Origin of the sequence: Bradyrhizobium sp. LB11.1 (genome assembly GCF_040549385.1) — a bacterium.
GTDB lineage: Bacteria > Pseudomonadota > Alphaproteobacteria > Rhizobiales > Xanthobacteraceae > Bradyrhizobium.
Window position 1 is genome coordinate 1 of record NZ_JBEPTH010000045.1, and the last position, 7,218, is coordinate 7,218.

Sequence of the window (7,218 nt, forward strand, 5' to 3'; positions counted from 1 at the left end):
CTAGAAATTACATCCAACTCTACCGCGCCGCTCCAAAAACGATCGGCGGAAATATGAAAATTCTCCATTTCAAGGTTTTTCAGCAGACTGCTAGATCGTCCTCCAGCAGCAGCGTCAGTCGGGAAACGCGCTGACCCGACAAGATTCACGACAAAGGGACAGATGACTTTGCTTTTGTACCGCTCATGGAAGTCTCGATCTGCAACGGCGAATCCATTCATGTTGACTGCTGCCGCCATCAATGAAAATGGGATTTTTCAATTGTCAGGCGTTAGCGTGTTGCTTCGCAGATGATCGTAGGCGAGCGGGATTTCGCGTGTCGCTGTACTTCAGCTGGCGCATCGCATATCGGTCCCCTCTCAAGGCTGAAACAGGAGTTCGATTCCCTAGGGAGCGCCAGCAAACTCAGGCACTTAGCTAGCCATCAGCCACGTTCGTTGAATAAGACGCTGGCGAACAGCGGCGAACGCTTGCGGAATTTGCTGCCGATATTGGCGGACCAGCCTCGGCGCGATGCCTCACTGTGGCTGGCGCATTCGCAAAAAATTTCCTCGTCGCCCTTGGTGTCCGGAAATTCTCAAACCGCCGCTGACATGCGCTGTCGTACGCGAGCGCCCTCGGGTGTTCGCATTGACGCTGCTCGTCGCACAATCAACTCTCGTCCTGTCGAGCTTTGTGCAAATTGGAGTGCCGCGTGAGATACAATCGACGAAAGAAAACCGGCGGACAACAGTCGCAAGTCAGTCTATCCGCTCAGAAAGCCGCAGAACCGAGCACGATGCCATTCGCCCAGCGGCTCACCTGCACGATTGACGATGCATGCGAAGTGACCGGCTTGGGACGCACGAAGGTTTACGAGTTGATAGCAGCTGGGCGTATCGTCACGACAACGATCGGACGTCGGCCTCTAGTAGTGGTGCGCTCATTTCTGGCGCTCCTTGACACCAACATGTCGAACTAATCGACGTGCGACCTAAGGGAGCAACCCAACCTTGAACGCGCTTTTCCTCAGGCACTCATTTTGATGACACGACAGTGCTTCCTCAGCCGCTCGAACTCGTCCGCCCACCACCGCATCACCGCGCTCCTGTCAGAATTCGGCGGCATGGGTCGGCCGCATCTGCTGAGAGAGGCACACACATCGGACCAGCATATAGAGCCAACTGATGGCGAGTTGCGCTTCAATGCGGCTGTGTTAGTACGCCCACTCTCGAATCGAGGAGCTAAAAGTGGCAAAGACGGCAAAAGAAGACGGCTACGAAGAAGAAACCTGTGCGGCGCGAATACACAAAGGCTGACGTGAAGGAGCTGCTCGCTCATTCGAAAGCGAAGACTCCGGTTGCAAAAATTGCGAAGCTCACAAAGCGCTCCGAAGGTTCACTCCGCCAAAAGGCGCTCAAGCTTGGAATCCGGCTCGGTCACCAGCGCTAGAAGGCGGCATCATGACGCTCTTCAATAGAGTGTTCTCGACCAGAACGTTGTTGCAAATCATCTGCGTTCTCATCACTGTCGCCGCAATGAAGTTGTTGAGCGCTCATTATGACTTCAGCTGGGCAGCCGCAATTGGCGGTTGACTAAAAGAACACCCTGGAAGGTTGAGCAGAAAAAAGCCCACCTAGTGGAGAGTGCGGGCTCGCCAGAATGCGTGCCGTTGTGCTGGCTGACGAGGTTCCTCATGACCCGTTGGTGCCATCTGGGCGTAACCCAATTGCCCGAGATGCATCGATCTAAATTGTCTACGATGCCAAACAAAGGGTCCCCTGATGCCGCCGCTGTAGCGTGAAAATCGAACGGACGCGGAAGCGCAGCTCTGGCTTAGCAGAATGCCGTCTGAGGCGAATGCGATGACCCTGGGCCGAGCGTACAATGCTGACGGACTAAGCTCGAGGGAAGATCGGCTTCCATGGCCGCTCTGACCTCCTATTGCTCCAGAAAATTGGAAGAGTGTTGTTGGGAACCGCGTTGTGAAAAGCCACCAGCGAGCCCATGTCCCCAAAGCCAAGCGGAGCATCTGGATAAAGTTCTCGACCAATCTGCAATAGCATGTCGCGTGCAAAGCGAAGGTCAGCTTCGTTCTCAAAAATCGAGGCGTCACTAGAAAGTGCGCGCAATTCATCTCCGAGAACATTTGCCGCAACGACGTGCAATTCAGGATACGATTTTCGGACCAGATCGATCGCATCCGGAAACGCAAACATCATAAACACAGAAAAGGGGGTGCGCCTTCGCTTCAATATGCCGATCTACTACCTCTTTAGCCACGCTCTGGAACTGACGCTCAAAGCGTATTTGCTCAGCAAAGGAGTGAGCAGCAATCGGCTAAGATCGCGCGATTACGGTCACAAACTACACGTGCTTTGGAAGCTTGTCTGACTGAGGGCCTTCCGCATCACCCGACCAATGATGTTTTCGTAGCGCAAATGATAGAAATTCTTGATCCATTCGCTGTAGATTTTGAGTTCCGGTATATACAGGTTGGTCTTAAGAGCCTCCCCACGTTTGGAGCTGTCGAAGCCGCGGTCGGCGATCTGATGGCGACGGTGCGACCCTTCTGCGAGGCGACGGTGGGCGGTCCTGTTCCGGACTAAGATTGACGATTTCCCTGCAATCGTTGGGACGATTCTCCCTCCGATCGAAGGTGCGATAAGCTCAGTGATTCCGGAGTCAGAGCTGGACGCAATTCAGGCCAGAGAGTAACGGGTGACATCCACGGCTGACCCAGCGAGGCGTCCGTGGAGCGACGGTGTGTAAGCCGCGACCGTCAGATCGGTAGACCAAGTTGCGGCTCCGCCTGGTCGCCTTGTAGAGCCGAAAGCGAAACCCCGAACAGCCGGACTGGCTTGGAAAAGGGCATCTCGTTCTGAAGCAATGCGACTGATGGGCGTTCGAATTCCGCTCGACTCAATACCGCGACGGGTACCGACCTGCTGCGCGTAATCATCTCGAAGTCGTTGAACTTTACTTTCAGGTGCACCGTCCGACCCCGCGCTCCCTTATCTTCGCAGTGCTGCCAGACCTTGTCGATCAGTGGCTGCAGTTCGGCGGCCAAGGCGTCGAACTCGGTCAGGTCGTTGGAGAAAGTATTCTCTGCGCCGACCGACTTCCGGATTCGGTCCGCGCGAACCTCGCGATTATCGACGCCCCTCGAAATCCAATAGTAGTATGCACCGGCCTTGCCGAAATTGGCCTGCATGAATTCGAGCGACTGGTTACGCATGTCGAGGCCGGTGTAGAGTCCGAGGGCGTTCATTTTGGTGCTGGTGGCCGGCCCGATTCCATGAAACTTGCCAACCGGCAAATTTTCGACGAAGGCCGGACCCATTTCGGGCGTGATGACGTACTGGCCGTTCGGCTTGCGGTGGTCGGAGGCGAGCTTTGCCAGAAACTTGTTGTAGGAGACGCCGGCCGAAGCGTTGAGGCCGGTTACGTCCTTGATCTTCGCACGGATCGCAAACGCGACGTCCCGGGCCAACGGAACACCTTGCAGATTTTCGGTCACGTCGAGGTAGGCCTCGTCGAGCGACAGCGGCTCGATGATCGCCGTGTGCTCCGCGAAGATCTCGCGGATCTGCTGCGAGACCGCCTTGTAGACCTCGAAGCGCGGCTTCACGAAGATCAGGTCGGGGCACTGCCGTTTTGCCGTGACGGACGGCATGGCCGAGCGCACCCCGAACTTTCTCGCTTCATAGCTGGCTGCCGCCACGACGCCGCGCTCGCGGGACCACCGACAGCGACCGGCTTGCCGAGCAGATCCGGATTGTCCCGCTGCTCGACGGACGCATAAAAGGCGTCCATGTCGACGTGGATGATCTTGCGCTGACGGGGCGAGGGCTCTGCTTGGTCGTTGCCATCGTCGGTCACGTTGTCTGCTCGGCCGGGTCTTCTTTGACGCCGCGGGCGACGATCCGGAGCCTCCCGTCCGGAAGCGGCCGTTGCAGTTTCAGGACCTCGTCTGGAGGAGCGGTCATCCAGGTCTCGACTTCGTCCGGCGTTGTCAGGATCACCGGCATCGCTTTGGGGTGGATGGCGCCGACCTCGGCGTTCGGCCCCGTCGTGAGGAACGCGTAGAGATCGTTGTTGGTCTCGCCTTCCTTGACCTTTCGGACGGAGGTCCAATCCCTCAGCAACGTAGATGCCAAAGAGAGCCGATAAGAGGCTCTTGCGAATTGAATGACACATAAAGCGGTGAGCGACCGCGCCCTTTTGATGAACGACTGCGCCTCCTTCGACGATCATGAGCGCGGCGCTTCCGACCTCATCTGCGATTGCGTCCACAACAGAGAGACCTTTTGCGGACCAGCCAAAAGCCTCTGGCGGCATGATTTGCCAAATCGGCTCTGGCCAATTTTCTTTGCCGCCGAGACCCTCCACTTATCGCCCCTTAGCCTTCGCGCAAATTCCCAACAGGCGCCTCGGACATGTCCGCCCGAACTTCAATTTCAACGCGAGCATGTGACGGCCATCTTTACCAGCTCAGAGCGATGTGGGTGACGCGGGCGCGTCAGGGCTCCTCAACGGCCTAAAGCATTGTTTCCGCAACGGGCCACTTCCGGACTCATGCATCGCAGCAAATTGCGTCGGCACCTCAATCCGCTCATCGCGCTAATGGGGAAAGCCTTGGCGTCACGCGCGGCAAAACAGAACGGGCTCCAGTAGGAGAACCGGAGCCCGTGTAATTTCCGACGTCAAAATTGATTCAGCGATTAGTATCTGCCGGCAACCGGTGCGCCCCAGTTGAAGAGATAGTTGACCCCAACTTTCACCATCTGAACGTTGCGGTTGTTGGTCGTGAACGTATCCCCCGCGAACGGGCCGAACGCGGCCCCGGCCGGAATGGAGAAGGTCCGGTTGCCCAACCCGAGATAGTCGTATTCGGCCTTTACTGTCCAATTGGGCGCGAACGCATATTCGAAGCCAGCGCCCACCAGCCAGCCGCCGGTGCTGTTGTTGCAGCTACTGAAGCCTAAGGTACCGCAGTTAAACGATACGCCCGTCGTGGTGTTGGTGACGGAGAAGTTGTTGCTGCCGACCCAGCCGCCGCCAACCTTGCCGTAGAGCAGCCAATGATCAATGGCCCAGCCGAAGCGGGCAGCTACAGTCGTGATCCAGCGATTATTGTTGGTGACAACAATATTCCCAACGCCGGGAATAAGAACTCCATTGTTGTTGTTATTGTTGGCGGCCCAGTCGAAGTCCCATTCGCCGCCGATGACGAATTGGCCGATCTGGTAATTGCCACCGATCTGCCCACCGCCGATGAACACGCCGTTGTTGCCGTTGTTGAAGTTCGTCAGGAAAACCGTGTCCGTCCAGCGGTTGTTGGACCACGCACCGCCAATGTTGGCACCGATATAAAACCCGGTCCAACTGAACGCGGGCACCGGCGGTGGTGGCGGGGCCTTAACCGCCATATCCGCTGCTCCGGCGGCCGTTGTGCTAAGCGCAATAAGCGCGACACTTGCGGTCAACGTCTTATTCATTTGCGTCCCCTCTTACAAAAAAACGAGCACCATCCGGGCAATGCGAATCGCAGCGCCTGCAATGACCCCTGAGGGAATGCAATAGCAGGAGCGGGGAGCTGGCTATGCAGATTTGGCAAGACAGCAAAAAAAGTGGCAGCGTGGCAGATCGGCAACTATCTGAGGTTTGGCCGCGAAGCCAATGAAACTATCGCTCGCGCGAAGCAACTGGTTAGGCTGCTAGGCCGGCTCTTCCGTCACCAGCTCGCTAAATTGCAGCATTGGGCCAAAATGCGAAGAACTCAACCTGAGCAAATCTAATCCGCCGCGCCTCGATAAGCGGACCTCGACGAGGTGCCCGGCCACTTCGCTGATGGGCCAACAGGCGACATAGTATCACATCCAAAAATAGAGGAAGCCGCCAACTGAGGCAGCCTTACCGTCGATGTCGTGTTGTAGGCCGGTTTGCATATTCCAAGACTATGCGGTCGAGCGCGGCCCTGCCGGCGCCGTGGGCCTCTTCTTGTGAGGCATAGGATTCATGCGAGGCTTTGATCAGACGCTTGCCGACATGAATCTCCCAGACCCAAGGTTTCGGAGGTGGAAATCTGTGACGTAGCTTAATGCGCACCTTCGTTGGACCTTGGCCTGAGCGTCGCTATCCGTCGCGCCCCTTGCCATAGCTCTATGGCGTGACCATCCATAAGCTGCTCGGCGTGGCGAAGCGTGTCTTCGTCATTGTCGCAAACAACATCAACGCGATTGGCAATGTGGCCATCGTCACCGATAACGTAAGCATAGTATCCGAGTGGCATGACCGGCCTACTTCGGCGGCTGTAAGCCGGGGGAGCGCAGCCAGTCGCTAATGCGCGAGCCGGTTTCGGCTTGCCGAACCCTGCGGAGGGCGGCCTCGCGTACAGGTCCATGAGGGAGCAATTCGGCTTCTTCGCGGAGGCGTCTCACTTCTTCGGCGAGACGTTCTTCAAGGGATGTGGTTTGTTTGAAACGACGCCGCTCAAACATGGCGCTGCTCCTTTCCATGCGAGGAAGGCGGGAGCGCAACGGGCGTTCTCATCACCGATAAAAGCCACGGTCCGGGCGGTGATGGTTCCCAACGTGTCAGCAACTGAAGGGTTGCTAAAAGATGCCAAGCACCGTCCAACAATATGACAGTACGGCTGCATCTAATTCGGATGTTTCGGAGCTTCTTGACGCTCTCCCGCTAGAGGGTTCGCGCGAACTCATCATCCTCTTTGGGCGGGGGCTCTCTTGTTTTCCGACCTAGGAAGGTGTCGGGGATCGGAGTTTTAAGTATCTCCCTACCTTTCGCGGCGACCTCGCGCATGAATGCGTTTTGCTTCGCGATTCGGGAAGACTGTTCGTGGACGTGGATGATTGGGGATGTTATCCGCCATTGGACTTTCCTCCGCTATGCAGGCGGAGCCCAATCGGTCTCTCAGCCACCGACGCCTACGGGGAGAGCCTCGGCCGGTGATGTCGGTAAACTACCACAGCTCGTTGTTACAACTCCCAACTCAATGTAGTGCAATGGTCGTTCCGGAAGTCCGTTGTGGGTGAAAATGCGAAGAACTCAGAGTGAGCAAAGCCAGTCCGCTCTACCCCACCAAGCGGACCTCAATGAAAGGTGTCGCCACTTCGCTGATGGGCCAAAGGACTAAACCGCTCGCGCGGTAGTGCGCTGCGGCGGGCGGCACGGCCAAGACGGTAGCGCAACGGGGCGTCCTGTCTTGAGATCGAG

At 57.0% G+C, this 7,218-nt stretch carries 5 protein-coding genes and 2 pseudogenes; 2 read left to right on the forward strand and 5 right to left on the reverse strand.

Going from position 1 to position 7,218, the window contains the following annotated elements:
• A partial coding sequence (locus ABIA96_RS36350; RefSeq protein WP_354141698.1) for a hypothetical protein occupies positions 1-221 on the reverse strand: 221 nt, incomplete at its 3' end.
• A 557-nt stretch (positions 222-778) separates the two neighbouring features.
• On the opposite strand from ABIA96_RS36350, the gene ABIA96_RS36355 reads away from it, so the two are divergent.
• Positions 779-961, forward strand: coding sequence for a helix-turn-helix domain-containing protein (locus tag ABIA96_RS36355; protein ID WP_354141702.1), 183 nt, complete (start codon positions 779-781; stop codon positions 959-961).
• Positions 962-1,877: 916 nt separating this feature from the next.
• On the opposite strand, the gene ABIA96_RS36360 is transcribed toward ABIA96_RS36355, so the two are convergent.
• The 4 genes and pseudogenes from ABIA96_RS36360 to ABIA96_RS36375 form a co-directional block, all read right to left on the reverse strand.
• Complete coding sequence (locus ABIA96_RS36360; protein ID WP_354141699.1) at positions 1,878-2,234, reverse strand: phosphoribosyltransferase-like protein; 357 nt, start codon at positions 2,232-2,234, stop codon at positions 1,878-1,880.
• A gap of 527 nt (positions 2,235-2,761) precedes the next feature.
• Positions 2,762-3,795: pseudogene (gene dinB / locus ABIA96_RS36365) on the reverse strand (DNA polymerase IV).
• A gap of 62 nt (positions 3,796-3,857) precedes the next feature.
• Positions 3,858-4,118: pseudogene (locus ABIA96_RS36370) on the reverse strand (SOS response-associated peptidase); the annotation flags it as partial.
• 585 nt (positions 4,119-4,703) lie between these two features.
• Entirely contained in the window at positions 4,704-5,480 is a 777-nt protein-coding gene (locus ABIA96_RS36375) for an outer membrane protein (RefSeq protein ID WP_354141700.1), read from the reverse strand.
• A 903-nt stretch (positions 5,481-6,383) separates the two neighbouring features.
• On the opposite strand from ABIA96_RS36375, the gene ABIA96_RS36380 reads away from it, so the two are divergent.
• A complete protein-coding gene (locus ABIA96_RS36380) occupies positions 6,384-6,629 on the forward strand; it encodes a hypothetical protein (protein WP_354141701.1) in 246 nt (81 codons plus the stop codon).
• Positions 6,630-7,218: the final 589 nt, after the last annotated feature.